Below are 23,286 nucleotides of genomic sequence, written 5' to 3' on the forward strand. Positions count from 1 at the left end.
AAATTTGCAAGAGAATCGGCTCCCGGTTTTAGAACTTAGGGGTGATTTTTTGCAATGATGCTTGGACTAAATCAATGCAGAAAGGTTTAATGGACAACTGCTCATTTCAACTCCAACTTCAAAAATCGCGCCGTATGGCTTTCCTTATGCTTCGCAATTTTTTCTGGCGTACCAGTACAAATTACCTCGCCACCACGCTGACCGCCCTCCAGCCCCATATCGATGATGTAATCTGCTACCTTGATCACATCCATATTGTGCTCGATAACCAGTACTGTGTTGCCCCGCTCTACCAGTTTGTTCAAAACTTCCAGGAGATGCCGAATGTCTTCAAAGTGCAGCCCAGTGGTAGGCTCATCCAGGATGTAGATGGTACGGCCTGTGTCGCGTTTGGACAATTCCTCCGCCAGTTTTACCCGTTGCGCTTCGCCACCTGAAAGAGTAGTGGCCTGTTGCCCCAGCGTGATGTAGCCCAAACCCACTTCTTCCAGGGTTTTGAGCTTGCGGTAAATTTTGGGGATGTTTTGGAAAAACTCCACTCCCTCACTCACGGGCATGTCCAGTACATCGTTGATGGATTTGCCCTTGTAGAGCACTTCCAGGGTTTCGCGATTGTAGCGGCGGCCCAGGCAATTTTCGCAGTGTACGTATACATCTGGCAAAAAGTTCATCTCGATCACCCGCATGCCCGAACCTTCACATACATCGCAGCGGCCACCTTTGACATTGAAGGAAAAGCGCCCGGGTTTGTAGCCCCGAATTTTAGCCTCGGGCAATTCGGCAAATATGTTGCGGATATCCGTAAACACTCCAGTATAGGTAGCTGGATTGGAGCGAGGGGTACGCCCGATCGGCGACTGGTCAATTTCAATCACCTTGTCCAAATGCTCCAAACCCCGGATTTCGGAGTAAGGCATGGGTGGCTTGAGGCTATTGTAAAAATGCTGGCGCAAAATAGGATACAAGGTCTCGTTGATAAGCGTGGACTTACCACTGCCCGAAACCCCCGTTACGCAGCAAAAAGTAGCCAGCGGAATCGAAATCGAGACCTCTTTGAGGTTGTTGCCTTTGGCCCCGATTAATTCCAGTTCCTGTCCATTGCCCTTGCGCCGTACTTTGGGCACTTCGATGTTGCGACGAGAGCTAAGGTATTCAGAGGTGATGGTGTGTTTCTCCAAAAAAGTATGTGGAACGCCCTCGGCCACCAATTCTCCACCGTGTTTGCCCGCTCCGGGGCCGAGGTCGATGAGGTAGTCGGAGGCCATCATGATGTCTTTATCGTGCTCCACGACCAATACGGTATTGCCAATGTTGCTCAGTTGGCGCAGCGCTTCGATGAGCTTTTGGTTGTCGCGTTGGTGCAGGCCGATGCTGGGTTCATCCAGGATGTAGGTGATCCCGGTGAGCTGTGACCCAATTTGAGTAGCCAAACGGATGCGTTGCGACTCGCCACCCGACAAGGTGCGCGAAGGCCGATGCAAAGTCAGGTATTCCAAACCTACGTGCATCAAGAAACCCAAACGCAGGCGAATTTCTTTGAGCACATCTTTGGCAATGAGTTGTTGGCGGTCGTTGAGAAAAACGTGCAAATTATCCATCCATTCCACCAACTCCGCGATGTCCATGTTTGACAACTCGCCAATGTGCCGATCGTGGACCCGGTAGTGCAGGGATTCCTGGCGCAAACGAAAGCCATGGCAGTCCGGGCATTCGGTGATGGTCATAAACTCCTCGGCCCAAATGCGGATTTTTTCGGAGGTGGTTTCTTCGTACCAACGCTCCAGCATTTTTACTAAACCTTCCTGCGCCATGTTGTAGATGGCGTCTTCCGCTCCATCGTATTTGATGGCCAATTTTTGCCCTCCTCCGCGCAGGATGATTTCCATGGCTTCGGCGGGAATGTCTTTAATCGGGGTGCTCAGGGAAAATTTGTATTCCTTGGCAATGACCTTAAGTTGTTTAAAGGCCATGTTTTCGCGCAATTCACCCAAGGGGGCAAAGCCACCCTCAGTGATGTTTTTACTGGGGTCGGGAATGACCTTGGCCATGTCCACCTGATTGATGAAACCCAGGCCATTACAAGTAGGGCAAGCTCCGTAGGGCGAGTTGAAGGAAAACGTATTGGGCGAGGGCTCTTCGTAGGAAATGCCTGAATCAAAATCAAAGAGGTGTTTGCTGTAGGTGGTGATTTGCTGGTTGTCCATGTTCAGGATCATCACGACCCCATTGCCAATTTTGAGGGCAGAAGCCAGGGATTCAAACAAACGACCAGGGTTGTCGGGGTTGACGGTAAGGCGATCCACGACCACTTCGATGTCGTGCACCTTATAGCGGTCTACCTGCATGTCGGGCACCACATCTAGCACTTCATTGTCGACCCGGATTTTGGTGAAACCCTGTTTGCGCACCTGCTCAAACAGTTCGCGGTAATGCCCCTTGCGGCCACGGACCATCGGCGCAAGCAAAGAGATTTTTTTGCCCTTCAAATCCAGCAACAAACGTTCCCGCATTTGCTCTTCGCTGAAACGCTCCATCTTTTTACCCGTAGCGTAGGAATAGGCTTCGCCCACACGAGCGTAAAGCAGGCGCAAAAAGTCGTAAATTTCAGTGATGGTACCTACGGTAGATCGAGGGTTCCTGCCAGTGGTTTTTTGTTCAATCGAAATAACCGGGCTCAAACCATTGATGCGCTCCACATCTGGGCGCTCCATTTCACCAATGAACTGGCGGGCGTAAGCAGAAAAGGTCTCCATGTAACGCCGCTGGCCCTCAGCGTAGATGGTGTCAAAAGCCAATGAGGACTTACCGCTGCCACTGAGGCCCGTAATGACCACCAGTTTGTTGCGGGGGATCTTCACGTTGATGTCCTTGAGGTTGTGCTCGCGGGCGCCAATTACTTCGATGAAATCCAGGCTATCGGTTCCTTTGGGTTGGCTTGACATGGTTTGATTGTTTGGGCGGGGGCAACCACGTGGGGTTGCCCGTACGATGGTGTAAAAATAAAACTTAAATCAATTTTTTTCAAAAAGAAAAAACTTAAATAGATATTTTTTAAGGAAATTTGTGCAAAAAGGTGCGGAAAAACGTTTAAAATTCATGCACTAAGAAAAACTCGTTTTCACCCCTTCAAGTTTTGATCACATGAAACCTCATCGCCAGCTTTTTTTCACTAGCCTTTGCCTAATTGCTTTACTCTTTGTCAGTGTAGCCTGTAAAAACGAAGTCGCAAAAGAACCCGTTTCTGCTGAAGAGGACCCCATTGGCGCCATCGAAGACATGGTAGACGAAACCAAAGCCCTGGCCAAAAAAGAAGCCGCCCAAGTAGATGAAGAAACCCTCAAAACGCTGGAAAGTTTACGCCAGGAGCATTTTGTGGAGGGTACGGTTGGGGAAAAATTGTATCAGGCCATCGACGCGGGCAAAGACCTCTCGGTGGAAGTTTTTCTGTTCAAAACCTTGAATTTTCAGGTGGATAAGGCGAATGTACTTCCTGCAATGCAGTCGGAGTTGCAACAACTTGCCAAACTATTAAAAGCTTTCCCAAAGTTCAAAATTGAAATAGGCGCCCATACCGAAGGTGTAGGTGATCCGATTCTGAACCTCACCCTTTCACAAGACCGCGCCACTGCAGTGGTGGATGCCTTGAGTAAAATGGGCATTGCCAAATCGCGCATGAAAGCCACCGGATATGGTGATGAATACCCGGTGGCTGACGTGCAGATGATGGAGGGTCGGATGGCGAATGAACGGGTGGAATTGACGTTTTTGAACAAATAGGTCTGGTTAAAATACCTGCCGCAAACTTATTTGCACATTCCGCAACTGCGGATCCGACCAATAAGGCTCCTGCACATTTGGCAGCAACAAGCCCGTTTCCAGTTGCCCTTTTTGCCCACCGCGCCCTAATAGATTGATGCACTGCAAGCTGAGGGTAAACCTTCTGCTCCAATGATTATCCCGCCGAAAATGAGTGAAGCGTTGGCTGTACGTAAAATCGAGCCGATGATACAATGGGGACTGATCCGGTGTTGGGAAACTGCTCAAATCTACCAGGTTTTGGGGGCTCCGCACCAGGTAATGTGCATCGAATTGGCTCAGTCGAATTTGCCAACGCAAGCGCAATTGTGCGGCCTGATCGGCTTGCCAGGGTATCTTCAGATCAGGTGACCAATGTTCCCAACGGTACATCAAATGGGCATCCAGTTTTTTGGCGGGGTCAATTTTTCCTCCTACCACCAGTTCCAGGGCATCGCGCCGCAATTCCCGGGAAAAACTGCGGAAAACCAATCGTTTGTTGCTGCGATCCAGTTGGGTGATGATTTTGTCTTTAAACCAGGTGCGATCCAATACTACTTTTAAAAAACGGTCATGATTGAAGCCTCCACTGAAAGCCAAACCTGCTTTGTGGGCTATTTCAAAAGGTTTGGCTTGCCAACTGATGCTGTAATTGTCCCGTAAGCGATCCAGATGGAAAGCGAGAGGTCGGTTTTGGCGTTGGCCTGAATTGGCGAAAAGGCTGAGTGTGAACTGGTGGTTTTTGCCAAATCCCCATTCCCCTTGCAAGGCTGGCCGAAATACAAGGTTATGGTTCAACCTCTTTTCAGCATTGAGCCTGGTTTTTAAGGAAATATTGGAATTGAACTCATGGTTCCACTCAACAATTCCTCGCCAGTACTCGTCTTTAGGTTTTAGTTCAAGCGAGTCAAGGTGCTCATCAGCATGATCATGCACATATTGCCACCGTACGCTTAGATTATCGTCTCTAAAAGATTTAGTGTACGAGAACAAATAGGATTGTTGTTTTTCCTGGCCTCGGTAATCGTAACTCTTCCAATCTAAGTTTTGATTGTGCTGGGTCAAATCAATAGACAAGCCTAGGTTGGCCGAGTTTTCTAGGTTGTAATAAGCCCAAAGGTTCATTTGCCAATGTTCCAAATCACCTATAAATCCATCCAAGAATTGGGTTTCTCCAGGCTGTTGTGGATCAATCTGGCTAGCCCCACCCCACTCCTTGCTGTCTAAAAAATAGCTATTGAAGCCCGTTGCAAAACGATGGCTGTTAAAGGCCAATGCGTTGTAAGTCGCAAATTGGTTTCCGGGGGAATAATCCAGCAATTGATTGTTGTTCCAATCGGAACGAGTTCTGGTTTGTTGATTGATCAAATTGTACAGGTTAAAATTTCCAACCCGGGAATTTTGATGAAAACCGCCTTCAATGTTTCCAAATTGGTCGAGAATCAATGCAACCTGAAAATCATTATTGCCATTACCACGGAATGGAGAATTGACGCCCACTGCCCCAAAGGCATCTAAAAAAGGACTACTCGGCAAAGCATAACGGGTAAAGGTCTGACTCCACAATTGTGGATGGTGCTCCAGCAGGGATTTTTTGCCAATTCCATCATAAGGCAAATGGTGAAACAAGGTGAATTTATGGTCTTCCAGTCCCCGCCCTAAATAACTGACAAAAGGAGCCTGGAATAAGCGCTGGGCTTGACTTACAAAACTGCCACAGCAACACCACATAAACAGCAAGATGTATTTTTTCATGGCAGCTTTAATTTGAAGATGGGCGAATGTGGATTGAGGAGGCAGAAACCCAGGTTTTCTGCTCCGCATCGTAATAGGGATAAGCAACCGATGAAGGTGATTGGTAATACCCTGCTTGCTCTGCTTTTAAATCCAGCTGAAAATCCTTGGTAGCTCCCTTGGGCAAAGACTCGAAATACACAATGAGGTAATTGTTTTTTAACTCAAAATGATCGAATACCCGTTGCTTGGCCATGTCCAGCAATTGCCAACTTTGTAAACTCAATCCAGCAGGAATACCAATTACGGCCATGGGGGCGTTGACTGAGCGCTCCAGTACGTTTTTCACTTTTACCGTCAATCGTACAAAATCCCCTTGGTCTGCTTGGGTATTGCTGTACTGGGTTTGGAGGGTCAATGCTTTGGTTTGCTTGGAAATGGGGATGTCCGAACTGGCCCAATTGGCCTGCAATAAAAAAGGAATCGCCTGCTCAGCAGATTCTTGGATCACTTCTATTTCATTTTGCCCGGGTTTTAACCATTGCCCAAATTCAATTTGTAGCTTTTGCAATTGTTTGGGCGTATAACTGAGGGTGTCTAACCAGGTTTGGTTGACCCTTACCCTGATTTTGCCAGGCTCCGCATTGTTTCCAGTTTGTTGATGAAAAGCCTGGAGTGCTTTTAAAGCGATGACTGTTGCCTGGGTAGAGCCAAATCCACCTCCATAATCGCGGGAACTGCGCAAAAATTCAAGCAAGGTCTGTACTTCTGGTGCGTGTGCCTGTCCTGCTTTGCAGAGGGCTAAAATTGCCCAAGCGGCCGTTTCTGTTTGCACATTCTTGCCATAGCTCAAACCAAATGTGTTGCTCACTTTAAATGCTCCCGATTTTTGTACCTGGAGTAGCTGTTTCAGTTGTTGCACTTGTCGAGTAGCTTCGACGGCTTTTACATTGGCATTGGCACAAAGCAGTATGGACAACAAATAAGGATCTTCAGTCAAAATACGGGTATGCTTTTGTGCAAATTCAAGCAAATCCTGTTGCAACAACTCGGGGCGAAATTCACTTAGGGCATACAAGGTAAAAAGCTGTTCAAGTGGGTCGGAGGTATAGTTGCCATAATGGATTCTTTTTTGCTTTAAAAGCCAACTCAGGTTTCTTTCAAACATTTTCATGTCAACATCCGGGTAGACACTACGCATATCCCAAAATTGCAACAAACCGTAAGCCGTCAAACGTTCACTTGCCGGAGCATGACCGAAAATAGAAAAACCACCTCCATTCACTTCATAAGCAGTCAGTAGTTTGTACCCTTGGTCCAAATATGCTCTGGCTTTTTTCTGGAAAGCAAAATCGACCCCACCTGTTTCATTTAGCAGCCTCAAAGCCATGATAGAGGGGTAATTGGACGAAGAAACCTGTTCGAAACAGCCATAGGGTTCTCGGATAATGGAAGCCAGGCCCTCTACCATTTCTTGATAAATCATGGTGTAGGCATTAAAATTGGCGATCAAACTGCCCGGGATAAAACTGGATAAGGGAAGTTGAAAAACCACATGTGCCTGTTGGCTGGACTGGGCTACTTCGTGTTGAAAACCATGAACTTGGACCTCAATGGGCTGCTTCCAGTTTTCCACCTTGTTTCCACTCAGCCATTGCAGGGCGATGGAGGTTTGGGTTTTAATCCTTTTTACCAAAAGTGGAATTTTAATCGTGGCAAAGGTGTCCGGCAGAATGGTGATGCTCTGTTGCTCCTGATTTTTATCCAATAGCTCAAATGCGTTGCTTAAAAAAGGGATATGTAGTTTACCCGTGACTGTAACGTGGGTACGATTTTTCACTTTGGCATCGAGGATAAGGGTGTCGCCGGACAAGACCAATGTGGGCACTTGTACAGCAAATTCTACTGGTTTTTGTACAGAATAAGTAGCTTCTCCACGAACAACCACGGCTTGCTGAGCAACACCTTCTAAAACAATGCGAAAAGTGCCTGTTTTATCAGTTTGATGAAACTTGAGGCTACCTTTCCCATTTTTTATGGATACAGTTGGTGCCCAGTAGATGGTATTGCGACGTTGGGTTTCGCTTAGTGCATCGGTTTTTGGTAGATTGGCAAACAAACGATTGTATACTTCCTTTTTGACATGTTCATAGGGCAATTCCAAGGGTTCTTTTTCCAATTCGATGTGTAAATTGTTGCCCTGGTAGGTCCAGTTATGGCCACCAATGAATAAATTGTCACCGATTCCAGCAATTAAATCTCGATTGGTATAAGCAACAACTGATCCTGTCGCTAATCCCCTTAATGTGTTAACAGAATAACCTGTCACTACCAATTCATTCAACTCTCCGGATAATTCGAAAAGAGGATTAAAAGCCTGCTCAAGGATAGGGATTTCCTTGACATCTTCTGCAATTTTTGGCTCACTTACTTCATTTATTATTAGAGCCTTAAAGGCTTTTTCAGGTTCCTTCGGCCAATGAATTGTTGGTTTGGGAAATTGAAAAATGGCCCGTTCAGCTCGATAACCTTTACTCTTGGCGACTAAAAAGAGAGGCGTACTTAATGCCGATTCGGGGAGAATAAATTTGAAATGGCCGAGAGAATCAGGGGATATTTTTTCATTCCGACCTTTGATCCAGACTTTACTTTCGGGGAAATGAATGCCTTTATGTCCAAGCACCAAGGACCCTTTTATTTCCACCCTATTGTTGAAAAGCACCAGGGAGGCGGTGTTTTGGGGTTTGATGGTCAATATTTCCTTCCAGGTAAATTTTCGCCAGCCATGGGTCAGCATCAACAAGTCCAATGCTTCAGGAACTTTGGATTCATTGGTTTTGAAATAAAAAGCAGGCTCATCAATTTTCCCTTTGAGCTCTGCACTCAACAGCAGTCGGGAAAGGATATTGTCCTGTTTGTCGTCGGCCATGGTCCAGTGTAGGTCGTTGACGACAGCCAGGGAAAAAGTACCATCCAGGGGTTTTCCCATTTCATCTTGCGCCTCGATGTCAATTTCTACTTCATCCAAGGGCAGGTACTCTTTTTTATGGGTGCTGATGTGCAGTTGAGTCTGGCGGTGGCGGTTTAGGAAAACCAATCTCTCGGCATATGGCCGTTCGCGTTCATCTAGCACCAGCACCTGGGCAATGCCAATAGGAACTTGGGTAATGGGAATTTTTAAGCTGGTTTCTCCGACTGGGAGGAACAATTTTTGCTGCCATACGATACTATCCTTGCTGCGCAAAACCAGCTGAGCCTGGCCGGGGTTGCGTTTCCAAATTTTAAGGGGTAAGGAATCCCGATCAGCTAGACCCACCCGAAGTGCCAATTCATCCTGCCGGGGATTAGGAAGCGGGAAGCTATCTTTTTGGCCATCTATTTTGAGGTAGTATCGTTCCCCCAGACGTGGGCTAAAACTGAAATGGCCCATGCCTTTGTGGTAACTTTCAAAGCTCACTAAAGCTTGGTGTTTGTCGTTGAACAAAGTTCCCTGACCGTCGATGGGGTTACCCAGGGTGTCCATCATTTTAAAAGCTATCTTTTGCTGAAAACCAGCAACCAGATCACCCCCTTCTGGAAAAATACTCATTCTGACTTGCTCCTTTTGTATAGGAATACTGCGGGCGATGGATTCATTTTGGCCTTCGTACATTAGTTTGACCTGTAATAAACCATCAACGTTGGGCAGTTCGGCGGGTAGCTTGAATACAATGGTCGCCTTGCCCTCCAAATCGGTCTGGGCTGAAATGGGTTCAAGGCTGGTGCTGCCCAAGATTGGCGTAGCTTTGACATCAATGTTTTTGAGCGCCTGATTGTCGTTGCTGAGGGCTTCGAATTGGGCGATCACTCGTTCACCTGGCTGGTATTTGCTACGGTCGAGTTCCAACTTGAGGCGCAACCGAGGCAGCACTGTTTTTTGTACCAGGATTTTTTTCTCGTAAAAGGCATCTTGGCCAAAGTTGAATAGCCATTGGGTTGCGGCGCGTAAAGTGTATACACCGCCTGAGGTGGTGGCATTTATCGGGATGTAATTGACCTGGTCAGTTGATTGAGTGTTTACATTGGCGGTATGGACAACTTGCCCTTGGGGGTCGAGCAGTTGTACCTGAATTCGGCTGCTTGCTGCACCAGATGGGCGATTGTAGTCGTCAGTCAGGTAGGCCCTAAACCAGATATAATCCCCCGGCTCATACACACTCTGATCGGTATGCAAATACAATTTTTCAAAAGGCAGGATTTGCCGGTAATGCCGCAGTAAGTCCGCAGCTTGATGTTGGGCAATTCCCAATGCTGGAAACAGCCAGCAACTCAGTAAAATGGGTAGGCATGTTTTCATAAACCAGTGTTTGAAAAACAGGATGCAACCCATTTGTAAAATGCACAAATGGGCTACAAGTTTTTTCACCTGCAACCCATTCTTATGCTAAAGTATCAGTAAGTCAGTACATTCAATGCAAATCACTTCTTCGCTAAAGCCTTGATCTTCTCTTCCAAATCCAACTCGTCGCCCGGATTGTACCCCGTGTGCTCATACACGATGTTCCCCTTTTGATCGATCAAATAAGTTTGGGGGATGGTTTGAAAATTGAGGGCGGTTTTCAGTTGGTTGGCTGCATCACTCAAGAAAATGTATGGCCAGCCTTTGGTAGTTACCATAGGTTTCACTTTGGGCAAATCGCGTTGGGTATCGATGGTGACGGCCAAAAACTGTACGTCGTAATCGTTTTTCCAGTCGCCATATACTTCCGTAATCGCGTCCATTTCCCGCTTGCAGGGGGCACACCAGGTAGCCCAAAAACTCAGGATCGTGATCTTGCCTTTGCCTACATAACTTTTGATCTGCACACTCTTGCCATCCAGGGTTTTGACCGTGGCATCGGGCAATGTTTTGCTGCTTTGCGCAGAGAGTGCAAAAGTCAAAAGCGTCGCGGCGGCGAACATCCCGTATTTCATCAATTTCATCCTATCTGATTTTATTAAGTTTGACACATTAAAAATAGCGGCTTAATACTGCACGCTAAGTAGTTGATCCCATTAAATCCCTGATTAAGTCACCACTAAGACAATTCCAAATGAACCGCTTAAGTATTCCGTTCAGTGTAATCATGCTGTATCTCGCGTTTTTGCCGCTGCAAATCGTGGCGCAAGATAATCCTTCTTCCAACGGTGGACAAATTTCCGGAAGCCTACAAACCAACGCCAATTTTTTCATCCGCGATTCCTTGATTGGTGCAGCCAATACGCCCCAATACGATCGCCAACTCTACGGCGCCGAAGCCTGGCTCAACCTCAACTACAACAACTGGGGTTTTGATTTTGGTCTGCGCTTCGATGCTTTTAACAATTCCAACCTACTCAACCCCACTGATTCTTATTCCGGCCAGGGCATCGGGATGTGGTTCATCAAAAAGCAGGTAGACAAACTGGGTATTACCGCGGGATACATTTACGACCAAATCGGCAGCGGCATCATTTTTCGCGCGTTTGAAGAACGGCCCTTGTTGATCGACAACGCACTGATCGGCCTACGACTGGAATACAGCCTGGGCGAAAACTGGAAAATCAAGGGGTTTACGGGCAAACAACGCCAGCAATTTGACAGCTACCGCTCCATCATCAAAGGGGTGAATCTGGAGGGATTTGTCAGTTCAGATGATGAAAACACCTGGACATTGGCACCCGGGTTTGGTATCGTCAACCGCACCCTGGACGATCAATCCATGAACTCCCTGGTATCTGTACTGAACACCTATGGCGCAGATTACGTCTTTGTGCCCAAATACAATACCTATGCCTTTACAGGTTATAATACCCTGAGCAAAGGCGCTTTTTCCTGGTATTTGGAAGGTGCGTACAAAACCCCGGACGCACAAAACGACCCTTTTGCTGAAACCATTATAAAAGGAGATACCATTACCGGGGATCGGTTCATCCAAAAAGCAGGCACGGTTTTTTACACGAACTTGAGTTACGCGGGCGATAAATTTGGCCTCAGCTTGGAGGGCAAACGCACCCAAAACTTCTCCTGGCGCACCCGCCCACAGGAGCAGGCGAACCGGGGTACGCTGAATTTCATCCCCCCAATGGCCCGCTCAAATACCTATCGCCTGACTTCGCGTTACAATGCAGCTACCCAGGAGTTGGGGGAATTGTCCTTTCAAGCAGATTTGCGCTATGCCCCCAGCAAAAAACTGAGTTTTAATGTAAATGTATCCAATATCCAAAATCTGGATGATGAGTTGCTGTATCGGGAGGTTTATGCCGAGATGACCCTGAAAATCAAACGCAACACTACCATTATCGCCGGGGTGCAGCGCCAGGAATACAATCAGGAGGTATTTGAAGTAAAACCCAATGTGCCGCTGGTGCGGACCATTACGCCATTTTTTGAATACCAGTACAAATTCACCCCGCGAAAATTGCTGCGGATTGAAGCGCAGTATATGTTTATGCAAGAAGATCCGAGTGTGGAATTGGGTGCCGATTTTGGCTCCTGGGCCTGGATACAGGCGGAATATACGCTGGCCCCGCATTGGACTTTCGCCGCAGCCAATATGTTTAATGCGGTGCCGGGAGTGGCAAGTCCGGTGGAAAATGGCAAACGTAAAGCCCTGTACTACCCGCGCTTCGACGTGTTTTACACCATCAAATCAAACCGTTTTTCATTGAGTTACATCAAACAAGTGGAAGGAGTAGTGTGTACAGGTGGGATATGCCGTTTGGAGCCGGCATTCAGTGGGTTTCGTTTTGCGGTGACCAGCACTTTTTAAAAAGTTTAGTAATTGAGGAGTTTAGAAGTTTAGGCAACATAGCATCTGAATCGCTGCGGCAGCCTCAACTTCTCAACCCCTCAACTTCTCAACTCTCAAACTATTTCGGTCCATCGATATTTGAAGAAGGCTGCTGCTGCGCTTTATTGTCAGCCTCACGCATTCCTTCTTTCAACTCAGTCTCAATAGTAGATTTGGCGGCGTTGAATTCGCGAATCCCCTTGCCGATACCACGCATCAGTTCTGGAATTTTTCTACCACCAAACAAAAGCAGGATCGCGAAGAAAATCAAGAGGACTTCCGATCCGCCAAGTGCAAACAACAACATCATTGTTCCCATGACGATCTTTTTTTTTGAATGATCTATGGATTCTCTTTCGAAAACCCTTGATAAGCACCCACAAGGGATGCTCTAATGTTAGACAGGCCGCAATGTACGAAGGTTTAAGCAGTCACGCCAAAAAAAATACGGCGAAACGGGCAGAACTTTGACGTAAAGCGGGCATTTTTTCAAGTACTTATTTTTTTAAGCCAATTTCACGCAACCGTTCATCCAGGTATTCACCAGCTGTAATCGGTTCATAATGAAGCGGATTATCTGCCGTAACACAGGATGGCAAACAGCTCAAATCCATGTCGCTGACCGGGTGCAGGAAGAAAGGAATCGACAAACGGGGCAAGTGCCACTCTTCACGCGGAGGATTGACCACCCGGTGGGTAGTTGACTTCAGGTAATTGTTGGTCAAACGCTGCAACATGTCCCCTACATTGATCACAATTTCGTCTTCCTCAGGTACAATGGCCATCCATTTTTCCTCTTTGTTCAGCAGTTCCAGACCACCTGCGGAAGCCCCAACCAATAAGGTGATCAGGTTGATGTCCTCGTGTTGTTCAGCCCGGATGGCCGAAGCCGGTTCTTGGGTGATCGGCGGATAAAAAATGGAACGCAAGATGCTGTTGCCGTAAGTGATTTGGGATTCAAAATAACTTTCACCCAGATTCAGGTGAATGGCAATGGCTTTCAACAACTGTGCCCCGGTGCTTTCAAAAGCGCGGTACAACTGGAAGCCCAATTGAGCAAAAGCGGGTTCTTCCGTGGTTTGTACGTTATCAGGATATTTTGCTTTGGAAGGGTGACCAGCGGGTACTTCCTGACCGATTTGGAAAAACTCTTTCAAATCCGCTACTTTGGATTGCTTGGCGTGTTCTTTGCCAAAGGACGTATACCCCCGTTGCCCGGCCAGGCCAGGTACTTCGTACTTTCTTTTGGTTTCTTCTGGCAGGGCGAAAAAACGCTTGGAAGCGGCGTAAAAATCATCAATCAAACTTTTTGGGATACCGTGATTGACAACGCCTACAAAGCCAATGTTGTGGAAGGCATCACCCAGCTCTTGTACAAAAGCCGTACGTTCTGCCGCAGAACCATTGACAAACTTGGAAAGGTCAACTAATGGAATTGCGCGTTTCATGTTGGTTTTGATTACAGTTTGGGCTTATAACGAGCCCGTTTAAGAATCGTTTGGCTATCCGTCAAACGGAATAGTTCTTTCAATGGGGTCTCGGGATTTTGTTCCATGTAGGCTTTGATGATCTGCCATCCCAACCAATCTCCGGTACGACCCGGCGCCTCTGCGGGCATGCCCGGCGAGTTGGGACTATACTCCACAAATTTGCGAATCTTTTGCCATTCGGTGTTGTAAAGCAGGTTTTGCTGTAAAAAATAGGCCCAGATGTTGTTCTCGTTTTCGTTCAACCATTTCCATTGACTACTCGAAACTTCCATTTTGGCGGTATCGGCAGTGAAGGGCAACAAATGGTCGAGCAAATACATTTTTTTGCCATTGTGGATCATGTGATCCAGCAACGTTTCGCCAGCAGGGGCAGCGCCTACAATGTCCGTAACCAGTGGCCAGAGGGTTTTGACCGCAATGTGTTCTTTGTTAAAAGTGCGGGTCAGGTACTGCGAAAAATTGGGATTGTCGGGGTTAAAATTGAGATAGGGGTATTTTTCACCCAAAAAGAAATCGAGCCCAATGGCCAGGTCGTCGTTGGCATACACAAAATTGCCGATGGAATATTCGGAGATAAAGGTGGTCAGGGTCGGGACCTTCCGCTGAGGGAAATAATACTTGTAGTAGCGGAATGCTTCTTCCAGTTGCTGAATACTTTCTTTGGGCAATTCAGGGTAAAGCACCTGACAGGTATCGTACAACTGGCGTACGGCAGGGTGGGTCATAAAACCTTTGACAAAGGCTACTTCACCCTCCGGAGCCACTTCCTTAGAGGTAGCGCCCAAAATGTTATCAAAATAAATACTGGCAAACTCGCCATATTTTGACTTCAAAAAAGGCAACTCTTCGGCCAGTTTATTCGTATCCATTTTGAACAAGTCCTGCTCAAAACGGCGAATTGTCAGTTTTACCGGGGAAATACCAGAAACATCGGGTAAATCGTCCCTTTTGTCAGACTTACAGCCTGCAAAAAACGTTAAAACACAGAATAAAATCAAAACGTTTTGCCAACTCATACCGGATTAGACTTTTTTTTTATTGGTGAGAACCTAATTTTGTAGTTGAGGAGTTTAGTAGTTGAGAAGTTGAGTTAATCGCTGCGTCTAAGTCGCTCGCGGTAGCCTAAACTTCTCAACTCCTCAACTCCTCAACCAACTAGCCAACACAAAACAATCGAAACATGAAAAAAATTATTGCAGTAGCAGCATTTTTATGCATCGCGCTAACGCAGTTATCTGCCCAGTTTGAAGATGTAAGGTTTGGATTTCAACTAAGCCCCGCTTTCACGGGTATGAACACTGACAACAAAAACATCAACCGCAACGGTACAAACCTGGGGCTCAAACTGGGGATGATGACCGAATTGTACTTCCGCCAAAACTACGCTATTTCTACCGGAATTGGTTTTGCGTTCAATCACGGTGGGTCGCTGACTTATGAATACGGTGGAAAATATTGGGTGCAATCGGATTTGGGTCCAGATTTGGATACACTACCCGCTGGTGTAAAACTGAAGCACAGCTTGCAGTTTATCGAAATTCCGCTGCTGGTCAAAATGCGGACGCGGGAATTTGGCCGCATGCGTTACTTCCTGGAGCCGGGAGTGTTCCTCAATTTTAAATCCAAATCGACCGGAAGTATTGAAGGCCGTGGCATTGGATCTGACGCCGAAAAGATCAACATCAAAAAAGACATCAATGGCATCAGCATGCTTTGGGGCTTGAATGGCGGGCTTGAATACAGCCTGGCTGAAACCACTTCGCTAGTGGCAGGCATCGGTTTTCAATCCGGTTTTACCGACTTAACGGAAGACAAAGGCACCGTTTTTGATCCTACAGGCAACAAACGTGAAAACTCCAAAGCAACGGGGAATGCGATAGTGCTGAAGTTGGGGATTATTTTTTAGGGGCTAAGGGTTCCAAAGTTTGAGGGTTGTACCTATTAACTTTGGAACCCTTAAACTTTGTTTATTTCTTCCTCCTTTTTGGCCGATTCGCCTTCATCGCATCCAGCTTCGCTTTTTGCTCATCGTTCAACACTACACGGATTTCTTCCTGCATGGATTGCAACAAAGGGGCCATCGCCTCACGCCGTGCGGTTTGTTCCGTATTGCTGTCCCGCGCCTCTTTCAGTTTGGGGCGGTAGTTGCTTACAATGGTTTTGATTTTCTGCTCCTGTTCGGCGCTCAGGCTGAGTTTAACCCGCATCGAGTCAAGGTTGGGCAATAGGCCGGGGCCTCCTCCCGGGCGTTGAGCACTCAAATTCAGTGCAAACAAAAACAAACAGGCAAAGAAGCTGATTTTTAACAGTTTCATGGTTTATATTTATTTTAAAAATTAAGAAACGGAAACAGGCCTTATCCTGGATTTTAATTTCAAGAAAGCAATTAGAATCACGGAGTGATTCAATCTTGAATAGCCGCGGTCGTCCGCGGTAAAATGCCAAGCGAAATGCTCCACAACCGCGGCAGCGGTTGAACCATTCAGGTCGGAATTCAACCGCTACCGCGGTTGCTAAACCTCACCAAACAGCTAAGACCTCGGACGACCGCGGCTATTCAAGATTCAACCGCTGCCGCGGTTGGAGGTTTAAAAATTGGGACGACTCATGGGTCCGTTTCTAAACAAGTTCTAAACCCTTAAAGGACTGCCCCAAAATTTGAGGCGCTGGCGCATCCAGCCAGCGATTGAGCACGGTGGTGTAAATATCCCGGAAGTCCACCTGGTATTTCAAGTCGCCGTCGTCCAGGTTTTTCAGGTCGGCAGGGCCGTTAAAAAAGCCCGCTTTTTTCAGGTTCCCACCCATCAGGAAGAGGTTGTTGGCGGTGCCGTGATCGGTGCCTGCGCTGGCATTTTGTTTGACCCGGCGACCAAATTCCGAGAAGGTCATGATCAAAACATCGTTCAGCAGGTTGTTCTGCTTGAGGTCTTGCACAAAAGCCTTCATGGCCTCCGCGTATTGCTGGAGCAGGCGCTCCTGGCGGTTGCGCTGGTTGGCGTGGGTGTCAAACCCAGTCAAACTGGCGTAATAAATGCGGGTATCCGTATCGGCAGTAATCAATTGCGAGATCATCTTCAAATCCTTGGCAAATTCACTCTGCGGGTAAGTTACCGTAGAGCGATAGACTTTGGATTTTTCGAACAAGTAGTCCGCCGAAGATTGGGTGTCCACCAGGGTTTTGTACAAATAAGCTACATTTTCCTCATGGTGAGCCGTGCTAGGGGTTTTGCCCACGGCCTGTAGGATTTTGTTGTCGGTCGTCCGTTTGAGCTGGGCAGGATCACTCATGGCAAAGCCCCGGCGTTTTTCACCCTTCAGGGCCAAACTCAAAGTGTCGTCGAGCTCGATGGCCTGATAGGGAGAGGCACAACCGGCACAATTGCTGTCGAGGTAACGCCCCAACCAGCCGCTGTTCAGGTACTCGGTGCTTTCACTCGCGGTGTGCCAAATGTCCATGGAGCGAAAGTGCGAACGATCGGGGTTGGGGTATCCCACACTGTTGACAATGCTCATCACCCCCTCATCGTACAAACCTTGCAGGGCTTGCAGCGCGGGATTGAACCCCAACTCGTCGCTCACCTTCAGCACTTCGGTTTTTGGGATTGCGAGATTAGGCCGGTTTTGGTAATACAGGTCGTTTTGGTAAGGCACAATGGTGTTGAGGCCGTCGTTGCCGCCCGAAAACTGCACCACTACCAGGACTTTACCTGCCCGACGGGCCATCAATTGGCCGAAAGAAATATCGTTGAGGAAGGCCGGAATCATCATGGCCGTACTGGCCAGCGCCGACTGCTTCAGGAAGTTTCTTCTTTTCATTTTTATAAAGTTGAGGGGTTGAGGAGTTGAGAAGTTGAGTGTCGCTCGAAGTAGCCTAAACACCTCAACTTCTCAACTCCTCAACTTTTATTAACACATTTGATATTCAGGCAAAGTCATCAGGCGCATGGTCATTTGCCGAATGATGGTTTCGCGGTCGGTAGCAGGCAATTCCTTGGTATAGTTGTCGATGGGCAGGGCCGTAGGCGTCAGCAGCAGGTATTTGGCCAATTCGGCAGCAATTTCATTGCTATTGTTGCCCTTGATACTCGCACTTAAAGGTTGCAGGTTGATGGTGTTGCTCAGGCGGCGATTGCCTTTTTCACGGGCTTCGTCCTCAAACTCACCTTTGGTACGCAGGCTGAATTCGGTTGAATTGAACAAATACCCCGGCAAGTTCAGGCGCAACATCAAAGTGGAATTGTCGATCCAGGTTTTGCCGCCGGGCCAACCCGCCACATTGGGTGGGTTGAACAAAATTTGCCCCAAGGCCCTTTGAATGAACAACATCCCCATGGGTTGGTCAAATTTCAGCTCTACGCTACGCATCAACCCTGCCGTGAATTCAATGGGCGACTTGATGCGGTTGCCCATGTTTTTGGCCGCATAAAACCAGTCGCTGCTGAAGATGCTCTGCATCAGTTTGCCAATGTCGTAACCCGACTGGAAAAACTGCTTGCTGAGGGCACTGACCAGGGTTTCATCTACTTGATCGTTGACAAAATGTTTGTAAATTTTACGCACGATAAACTGGGCAGTCTGAGGTTTTTCCAAAATGATGTTGATGATGTCTTTGCCATCAAAAGTGCCCGTTTTGCCAAAAAAAGTCTTGCTGCCATAGTCATGCCACATGGGGCGGAAGATGTAGTCGCCGCGCAAATCGCTGGACCAGCCGGTAAAGGCCCGGGCAGCTTCCTTGATGTCCTTTTCGGTGTAATTGCCACGCCCCAGGGTGAAGAGTTCCATCAATTCACGGGCGAAGTTTTCATTGGGTTTTTCCTTGCGGTTTTGTTGGTTATTCAGGTAACGAATCATGGCGGGGTCCTGGGCAATGGCTAGTACCATGTCGCGGAAATTGCCCAGGGCGTGTTTGCGCAGCGTATTCAGGTATTGGATGCCCAGTTTGCCAAAATCGGGCTTGCAGGCAAAGTGGCCATGCCAAAAGAAGGTCATCCGTTCCAGCAGGGCACTTTCTTTGGGGTTGGCCATGCGGTTGACCCAATTGACGTTGTATTCAAAAATGCGGCGCTTTTCTTCACGCAGCATTTGTTCGAACATTTCGCGGTTTTCCCGCTTTTTTTCCATGTCTTCGGGCAGGCCCATCTCTGCAACGGGTAGACTCACTTGCGCCTGACGTGCTTGCGCGAACAACTCATCGATGGCCTTGCTGATGGGCCAGTCCTTTTTTTGTTGCCACTCTGTGGGGCTCAGGCCAAAACCCGCGCGCCAGTAGAGGTGTTTTATTTTTTCCATGTCCGCAATTTGTATTTGTGATGGCTTTGACCTTGGATAGATTAGAGGGTTTAATCAAAAAACCTTAAAAGGGTGTTAAAATCAGTGCTTAGAAACGGGAATTCAATAAAGCAGGCAATGTGAATAGTGATTTATCCTATAAAATGGTGCTTGTTTGAGCTTTTCGAAAGTCTGAAACTTTCGAAAAGGGGTTCCTAAATGGTGCTTAAATCTCAAATTTAAGCTGCCTTTTCGAAAGTTTCAGACTTTCGAAAAGCTCTTTAGCGTAAACTATTTAGGGGAAACCATCAACCTAATTCAAAGATTTGTGCATGAAATAGGCAAACTAAATTTAGACTGGGTTATTTTTTATCGTTCCTTCTCATTAAAGTACGTTTAGCATAGAGTTGGTTTTTTATGTAATTTTGAGCACAATTGCAAACGCTAAGCATGGAGAAATATCGACAACTTCGTTTTTACACAAATTTAGGCCTACTGATGTTATTCTGCTCATGCAGCTCCAAGCCCAAAGGAGTGGAAACTGCCACTGAGGCCCAACTCATCACTACCCTGGGCCAATTGGAAAGCCAACTGCGCGAAAACAGCGGAACAAGCCTGGATACTGCGAAAATCAATACCTTTGTACAAAATGCGAAGACCCTGGCCGAACGTTTTCCTCAGGACTCCCTCGCACCTTTATATTTGTTCAAAGCAGCGGAGTTGCGTCACGCCAGCGGAAAATGGGCCGAGGCCATTGAGCTTTGGGGGACGGTTGACACCAAATTCAAAAATTACCAGCGCAGCCCTGAGGCCTTATTCATGCAGGGCTTTGTGTCGGAGAATGACTTGCAAGATCGAAAACAAGCCATTCGGTATTATGAGGTGTTTTTGGCAAAACATCCTGAACATCCGATGGCTGACGATGCCAGAGCTTTGATCGAGAACCTCAAAAAAGGAATCACTGATCAGGAACTGATCGAACAATTTGAACAACAGCAACAATAGTTTTGTATACAGCACGGGTAAAAGCTTAAAAACTGGAACCTGTGAAATTAAAAATCATTCCTATGAAGAAGATATGCTCCACACTGGTCGTTTTTTTCGCCCTGATCGGTTTTGTAGCGGCGCAAGGCATTGAGTTTTTCCACGGCACCTGGGTAGAAGCCCTGGCCGAAGCCAAAAAGCAGGAAAAACCCATTTTTGTTGATGCTTACACCACCTGGTGTGGCCCCTGCAAAATGATGTCCAAAGACGTGTTTACCCATGCTGACGTCGGTGCTTTTTTTAATGAAAACTTCATCAGCATGAAGATTGACATGGAAAAGCCAGAGGGGGAAAAATTTCAAAAAACCTACCCCGTTTCAGCCTACCCCACTTTGCTCTTCATTGGCAATGATGGAAAAGTGATCAAAAAAGTAGTGGGTGCCAAGCAAGTGGAAGACTTCATCAAAGAAGGCAAAAGTGCCCTGGGTCGGGTAGAAAATACCGAAGCTTACGTAGAAGCTTACGAAAAAGGGGACCGCAGCCCCGAGCTGGTGTACAAATACGTGCGCTCCATGTCCCGGAATGGCAAGCCCAATCCCCGGGTAGTGAATGATTATTTGCGGACCCAAAAAGACCTGAACTCCGAATTGAGCCGCAAAATCATCTTCGAAGGCACTTCCGAAGCCGACAGCAAAGCCTTTGAGCTGCTGGTACAACAACGCAAGGAAATTGCTGCCCTGGTAGGCGGAGAAGATGCGGTAAATGCCAAAATTTACGGCGCCTGCAAAGCCACTGCGCAGAAGGCCATCACCATGCAAAACGATGAATTGCTGAAAGAGGCCAAGAAAAAAATGCAAAGCTACCTTCCTGGACGCGCCTCCGCATTTGCTGCCCGGATGGACATGGAAATGGCCAACAAACAGGAAAACGATAAAGACTACCTGAAAGCCGCCAAAGCCTACGCCAAAGCTGCCGACAGCGAACCAGTCACCGAAATGCGCACCGTTGCTTTCGATCTGAAAAAGCGCAGCGCCGAGCAGGCGGATGCCCTGGATATTGCCATCGACCTGATGAAAACAGCTTCCGAAAAAAGTGAGCAATCCATCTACACTCTCAGCTATGCCGATTTGCTGCTGACCAAAGGAAAACTTGCCGAAGCCAAAGCTGCTGCGGCCAAAGCAGTGAAGCTGTCCGAGAAAGAAGGTGAAGAAAGTATGCAGCGGGCAAAAATGGTTTTTGACAAATTGTCTGCGCCATAAGGCAAGCCATTGAAAAAACAACTGGCGCTGGTACAAGTCTCCAGCTGGTACAAGTCTCCAGACTTGTACCATTATTGACACGTCTCTGACGTGTGTTTGCTCAGTATTTTCGCGTTGCTCATGCGTCAGAGACGCGAAAATGTTGGTACAAGTCTGGAGACTTGTACCAGCTAAACCCAGACTTGTACCAGCTAAATCAGCTAAACCCAGTTTTGAACCAGCTAATCAACTCCATGCAAGATCAACAAGTACCACGTACCGATATTGGCACTTTGGGCGAATTCGGCCTGATTGACCATTTGACCCGTCAGTTTCCACTGGAAAATGCCTCTTCCCTGAAAGGAGTAGGCGACGATGCCGCAGTGATTGACAACACCGGCTATTTAACCGTAGTTTCTACCGACATGCTGGTGGAAGGCATCCACTTTGACTTGATGTACACCCCACTCAAACACCTGGGCTACAAATCCATCACCGTCAACCTCTCGGACATTTACGCCATGAATGCCCAACCCAAGCAGGTAACGGTGAGTATTGCCTTGTCCAATCGCTTCTCGCTGGAAGCGGTGGAGGAGATCTACGAAGGCATGCGCCTGGCGTGTAAGCATTACGGCGTCGACCTGGTGGGTGGGGATACCAGCTCGTCCAACAAGGGCCTGATTTTGTCCATCACCGCCATTGGCCAGGGTACTGCTGATAAATTAGCTTACCGCAATACTGCCAAAGTTGGCGACCTCATTTGTGTCACCGGCGACCTCGGGGCAGCCTACCTGGGCTTACAAATACTGGAGCGGGAAAAACAAATTTTCCTGGACAGCCCTGGCGTTCAGCCTGATCTGGAAGCCCAGAACTACATCATCGGCCGCCAACTGAAGCCCGAAGCCCGCAAGGATGTGATCGAGATGTTTGAAAAAAATCAACTGGTGCCTACCGCGATGATTGACATTTCGGATGGCCTGGCTTCAGAACTGTTTCACATTTGTACCCAGTCGGGCGTAGGAGCCTACCTGGAAGAATCGGGCATCCCCATCCACCCTGACACCGAAATGCAGGCCATCAAATTCGGACTCGATCCAGCCACTTGTGCCCTGAATGGCGGCGAGGATTACGAATTGCTCTTTACCATCAATCCGAAGGATGTGGATAAAATCCGCTTCTTGCCGGATATCTACATTGCAGGGGAAATTGTGGAGGCAAAGGATGGTTTGAAGTTGCATACCAAGGGTGGGAATATCCATCCGTTGAAGGCGCAGGGGTGGCAGCATTTGTAGATTTGCTATTTTTTTGTCTGGAATAGGGGTGCTGCAATAGCTTTAGCATCTTACTTTCAAACAAGCAAGCAATGAAAAAAATACTGATCCTGACTTTGGGCCTTTTTGCCGCAGGAGCAATGTACGCCCAGCGTGAAGAAACCCTTTTCAATCAAACCCGATTGGACCTGACTGGTTTTTGGTTTTCGGATAGCCACAACTTTACTTTCCTCGACGAAGATACCGAGTATTTTTCCGGTGGAAATTTCGCCTTTGAATTTGGCCGCTCCCTGATGGTGGGTTGGGCCTGGCAACGCATGAAGGACAGCTACCCACTGCCTACCGAAAACGGCGTGTACGATCTGCGTCACCGTGGATTACTTCTTGGTTACGCGCCAGCCACTACCAAAGTGTTGCATCCTTACATGAGTGCCGTAATCGGTGGTGGTCGCATCGAATTTGATGACAACAACTCCTTGAGCCGCGACCGGGTATTTGTGCTTCAACCCGCGGTGGGACTGGAAGTGAATGTATTCCGTTGGTTCCGCGTTGGTGCCGAAGGTGGTTACCGCCTGGTGAGCGATGTAGATGGCGGTGGGCTGCAAAGCGGTGATGTATCAAAACCTTTTGCGCAGTTGCAATTGCGGTTTGGGTATTCTTGGGGGAGTTCCTGGTGGTAGGTTAGTTGAAAAGTTTATGGTTGAAAAGTTGAAAT

General features: G+C 47.6%; 17 protein-coding genes. 7 read left to right on the forward strand and 10 right to left on the reverse strand.

Annotated features, from left to right (window positions below):
* Positions 1 to 101: 101 nt before the first annotated feature.
* A complete protein-coding gene (gene uvrA, locus ACO08K_RS13420) occupies positions 102 to 2,942 on the reverse strand; it encodes an excinuclease ABC subunit UvrA (protein WP_421796916.1) in 2,841 nt (946 codons plus the stop codon).
* A 199-nt stretch (positions 2,943 to 3,141) separates the two neighbouring features.
* Here uvrA and ACO08K_RS13425 point away from each other — a divergent pair, with 199 nt between their 5' ends.
* Positions 3,142 to 3,777, forward strand: coding sequence for an OmpA family protein (locus ACO08K_RS13425; protein ID WP_421796917.1), 636 nt, complete (start codon positions 3,142 to 3,144; stop codon positions 3,775 to 3,777).
* A 6-nt stretch (positions 3,778 to 3,783) separates the two neighbouring features.
* Here the strand turns inward: ACO08K_RS13425 and ACO08K_RS13430 are convergent, their stop codons facing one another.
* The 3 genes from ACO08K_RS13430 to ACO08K_RS13440 form a co-directional block, all read right to left on the reverse strand.
* The gene (locus ACO08K_RS13430) at positions 3,784 to 5,550 is read right to left on the reverse strand and encodes a hypothetical protein (RefSeq protein WP_421796918.1); all 1,767 of its coding nucleotides are present in this window, start codon (positions 5,548 to 5,550) and stop codon (positions 3,784 to 3,786) included.
* 7 nt (positions 5,551 to 5,557) lie between these two features.
* The gene (locus ACO08K_RS13435; RefSeq protein WP_421796919.1) at positions 5,558 to 9,865 is read right to left on the reverse strand and encodes an MG2 domain-containing protein; all 4,308 of its coding nucleotides are present in this window, start codon (positions 9,863 to 9,865) and stop codon (positions 5,558 to 5,560) included.
* Between the two features lie 122 nt (positions 9,866 to 9,987).
* Positions 9,988 to 10,491: a TlpA family protein disulfide reductase gene (locus tag ACO08K_RS13440; protein WP_421796920.1), complete on the reverse strand. Its 504-nt coding sequence runs from the start codon at positions 10,489 to 10,491 to the stop codon at positions 9,988 to 9,990.
* A gap of 110 nt (positions 10,492 to 10,601) precedes the next feature.
* On the opposite strand from ACO08K_RS13440, the gene ACO08K_RS13445 reads away from it, so the two are divergent.
* Positions 10,602 to 12,299: a DUF6029 family protein gene (locus ACO08K_RS13445; protein ID WP_421796921.1), complete on the forward strand. Its 1,698-nt coding sequence runs from the start codon at positions 10,602 to 10,604 to the stop codon at positions 12,297 to 12,299.
* 100 nt (positions 12,300 to 12,399) lie between these two features.
* Here ACO08K_RS13445 and ACO08K_RS13450 read toward each other — a convergent pair whose 3' ends face one another.
* The 3 genes from ACO08K_RS13450 to ACO08K_RS13460 all read right to left on the reverse strand — a co-directional run bounded on the left by ACO08K_RS13450 (position 12,400) and on the right by ACO08K_RS13460 (position 14,826).
* Positions 12,400 to 12,639, reverse strand: a complete 240-nt coding sequence (locus tag ACO08K_RS13450) for a Sec-independent protein translocase subunit TatA/TatB (RefSeq protein WP_421796922.1) — start codon at positions 12,637 to 12,639, stop codon at positions 12,400 to 12,402.
* 178 nt (positions 12,640 to 12,817) lie between these two features.
* Entirely contained in the window at positions 12,818 to 13,768 is a 951-nt protein-coding gene (locus ACO08K_RS13455; RefSeq protein ID WP_421796923.1) for an isopenicillin N synthase family dioxygenase, read from the reverse strand.
* An 11-nt stretch (positions 13,769 to 13,779) separates the two neighbouring features.
* Entirely contained in the window at positions 13,780 to 14,826 is a 1,047-nt protein-coding gene (locus ACO08K_RS13460; RefSeq protein ID WP_421796924.1) for a hypothetical protein, read from the reverse strand.
* 164 nt (positions 14,827 to 14,990) lie between these two features.
* On the opposite strand from ACO08K_RS13460, the gene ACO08K_RS13465 reads away from it, so the two are divergent.
* A complete protein-coding gene (locus tag ACO08K_RS13465; RefSeq protein WP_421796925.1) occupies positions 14,991 to 15,716 on the forward strand; it encodes a porin family protein in 726 nt (241 codons plus the stop codon).
* Between the two features lie 61 nt (positions 15,717 to 15,777).
* Here the strand turns inward: ACO08K_RS13465 and ACO08K_RS13470 are convergent, their stop codons facing one another.
* The 3 genes from ACO08K_RS13470 to ACO08K_RS13480 form a co-directional block, all read right to left on the reverse strand.
* Positions 15,778 to 16,125 (reverse strand): Spy/CpxP family protein refolding chaperone, encoded by a 348-nt coding sequence (locus ACO08K_RS13470; protein WP_421796926.1) that lies wholly within the window; start codon positions 16,123 to 16,125, stop codon positions 15,778 to 15,780.
* Between the two features lie 304 nt (positions 16,126 to 16,429).
* A complete protein-coding gene (locus ACO08K_RS13475; RefSeq protein WP_421796927.1) occupies positions 16,430 to 17,626 on the reverse strand; it encodes a DUF1501 domain-containing protein in 1,197 nt (398 codons plus the stop codon).
* Between the two features lie 90 nt (positions 17,627 to 17,716).
* The gene (locus ACO08K_RS13480; protein WP_421796928.1) at positions 17,717 to 19,099 is read right to left on the reverse strand and encodes a DUF1800 domain-containing protein; all 1,383 of its coding nucleotides are present in this window, start codon (positions 19,097 to 19,099) and stop codon (positions 17,717 to 17,719) included.
* Positions 19,100 to 19,612: 513 nt separating this feature from the next.
* On the opposite strand from ACO08K_RS13480, the gene ACO08K_RS13485 reads away from it, so the two are divergent.
* From ACO08K_RS13485 to ACO08K_RS13500, 4 genes are all read left to right on the forward strand, one after another.
* Positions 19,613 to 20,083 (forward strand): tetratricopeptide repeat protein, encoded by a 471-nt coding sequence (locus ACO08K_RS13485; protein WP_421796929.1) that lies wholly within the window; start codon positions 19,613 to 19,615, stop codon positions 20,081 to 20,083.
* Positions 20,084 to 20,145: 62 nt separating this feature from the next.
* Entirely contained in the window at positions 20,146 to 21,321 is a 1,176-nt protein-coding gene (locus ACO08K_RS13490) for a thioredoxin family protein (protein WP_421796930.1), read from the forward strand.
* 233 nt (positions 21,322 to 21,554) lie between these two features.
* On the forward strand, positions 21,555 to 22,592 hold the full coding sequence (thiL, locus tag ACO08K_RS13495; RefSeq protein ID WP_421798313.1) for a thiamine-phosphate kinase: 1,038 nt from the start codon (positions 21,555 to 21,557) through the stop codon (positions 22,590 to 22,592).
* 71 nt (positions 22,593 to 22,663) lie between these two features.
* Positions 22,664 to 23,251 (forward strand): hypothetical protein, encoded by a 588-nt coding sequence (locus tag ACO08K_RS13500; RefSeq protein ID WP_421796931.1) that lies wholly within the window; start codon positions 22,664 to 22,666, stop codon positions 23,249 to 23,251.
* Positions 23,252 to 23,286: the final 35 nt, after the last annotated feature.

The organism is Haliscomenobacter sp., assembly GCF_965225875.1.
Taxonomy (GTDB): Bacteria; Bacteroidota; Bacteroidia; order Chitinophagales; family Saprospiraceae; genus Haliscomenobacter.

Coding starts and splice junctions, on each gene's coding strand:
- ACO08K_RS13455 (WP_421796923.1), bottom strand. CDS start 13,768: ATGAAACGCGCAATTCCATTAGTTGACCTTTCCAAGTTTGTCAATGGT.
- ACO08K_RS13445 (WP_421796921.1), top strand. CDS start 10,602: ATGAACCGCTTAAGTATTCCGTTCAGTGTAATCATGCTGTATCTCGCG.
- ACO08K_RS13490 (WP_421796930.1), top strand. CDS start 20,146: ATGAAGAAGATATGCTCCACACTGGTCGTTTTTTTCGCCCTGATCGGT.
- ACO08K_RS13470 (WP_421796926.1), bottom strand. CDS start 16,125: ATGAAACTGTTAAAAATCAGCTTCTTTGCCTGTTTGTTTTTGTTTGCA.
- ACO08K_RS13475 (WP_421796927.1), bottom strand. CDS start 17,626: ATGAAAAGAAGAAACTTCCTGAAGCAGTCGGCGCTGGCCAGTACGGCC.
- ACO08K_RS13430 (WP_421796918.1), bottom strand. CDS start 5,550: ATGAAAAAATACATCTTGCTGTTTATGTGGTGTTGCTGTGGCAGTTTT.
- ACO08K_RS13425 (WP_421796917.1), top strand. CDS start 3,142: ATGAAACCTCATCGCCAGCTTTTTTTCACTAGCCTTTGCCTAATTGCT.
- ACO08K_RS13450 (WP_421796922.1), bottom strand. CDS start 12,639: ATGGGAACAATGATGTTGTTGTTTGCACTTGGCGGATCGGAAGTCCTC.
- ACO08K_RS13500 (WP_421796931.1), top strand. CDS start 22,664: ATGAAAAAAATACTGATCCTGACTTTGGGCCTTTTTGCCGCAGGAGCA.
- ACO08K_RS13460 (WP_421796924.1), bottom strand. CDS start 14,826: ATGAGTTGGCAAAACGTTTTGATTTTATTCTGTGTTTTAACGTTTTTT.
- ACO08K_RS13480 (WP_421796928.1), bottom strand. CDS start 19,099: ATGGAAAAAATAAAACACCTCTACTGGCGCGCGGGTTTTGGCCTGAGC.
- uvrA (WP_421796916.1), bottom strand. CDS start 2,942: ATGTCAAGCCAACCCAAAGGAACCGATAGCCTGGATTTCATCGAAGTA.
- ACO08K_RS13440 (WP_421796920.1), bottom strand. CDS start 10,491: ATGAAATTGATGAAATACGGGATGTTCGCCGCCGCGACGCTTTTGACT.
- thiL (WP_421798313.1), top strand. CDS start 21,555: ATGCAAGATCAACAAGTACCACGTACCGATATTGGCACTTTGGGCGAA.
- ACO08K_RS13435 (WP_421796919.1), bottom strand. CDS start 9,865: ATGAAAACATGCCTACCCATTTTACTGAGTTGCTGGCTGTTTCCAGCA.
- ACO08K_RS13465 (WP_421796925.1), top strand. CDS start 14,991: ATGAAAAAAATTATTGCAGTAGCAGCATTTTTATGCATCGCGCTAACG.